General features: G+C 58.2%; 1 protein-coding gene and 1 pseudogene. Both read right to left on the bottom strand.

What is annotated here, in order from left to right; all coding sequences use genetic code 11:
* The coding region (locus ACR0E6_RS21595; protein ID WP_480587172.1) for a tyrosine-type recombinase/integrase at positions 1 to 847 on the bottom strand (847 nt) is incomplete at its 3' end.
* 18 nt (positions 848 to 865) lie between these two features.
* A pseudogene (locus ACR0E6_RS21590) lies at positions 866 to 976 on the bottom strand (integrase); the annotation flags it as partial.
* Between the last annotated feature and the right edge of the window lie 29 nt (positions 977 to 1005).

Raw genomic sequence — 1005 nt, 5'->3', positions numbered from 1 at the left:
GCTCCACGTCGGACCCAACCTGATGAGCCAATGCCGCCTCTGCCAATTCACGCGGTGCATTGGCAGCTTCCGCTGCCCAATCCCGAAACGAACTGCGGAAGCCATGCACAGTAACGCCATCCTGCCGCATCCGGCGCAGCAACATTAGCATGGACATGTTTGACAGGGGCTGATGCCGCTTTTGCCCCTCGAAAACATAGTCAGAGGCCAGCGCACGCAGCGGTTCCAGAATGGCCAGCATTTCGTCGGTGAGAGGAACACGATGGACCTGCCCGCCTTTCATGCGCTCCGCAGGTATGATCCAAAGGCGCGCATCGAAATCGACCTCGGGCCATTTCATCTCCAGGACCTCTGAGGTCCGGCAGGCGGTCAGAATGGTGAACTGTAGCGCTTTGGCGGCCATGGCCGAGCGGGTCTGCAACTCGGCATAGAACGCGGGCACCTCTTGCCAAGGCATTGCGTCGTGGTGCTGGACCTTGGCTTTGACGGTGGGCAGCACCTTGCCTTCGCGGATCGCGGTCACCGGGTTCTCCCCAGATCGAAATCCCTTTGACTTTGCCACGTCGAGCACCGTCTTGATCCGCTGAGACAGTCGCTTTGCGGTTTCGTGTTTCTCAGTCCAAATGGGCGACAAGCACATCAGCACTTCGGGCTGATCGATGCTGTCTACGGGCATACGGCCGATCTTGGGGAAAGCGTAGTCGCGCAAGGTGTTGAGCCACTGCTGTCCATGCTTGGCATTCTTCCATGTCGGCAGGCGGTCGATGTGGACCTGTCGACTGAGCTCTTCGAACGTTGGGATTTCGCGCTGGGCGTTAAAACGAGGGTTCAGTCCCGATTTTGCCATGCGTCGATATTCGAGGGCTCTTTCTCGAGCTTGGTTTAGTGTGACGACATCAGCGCCACCTAACCCGAAATCCGTTCTCAGCGGTGCACCCTTGCGGTTCTTCTGCCCTTTGACCGTTACGCGTACAATCCAGCGCCGTGCACCTGATGGATCAACAA

This window comes from Ruegeria sp. AP12 (assembly GCF_056540025.1).
This window is presented reverse-complemented; position numbering and strand designations above follow the sequence as displayed.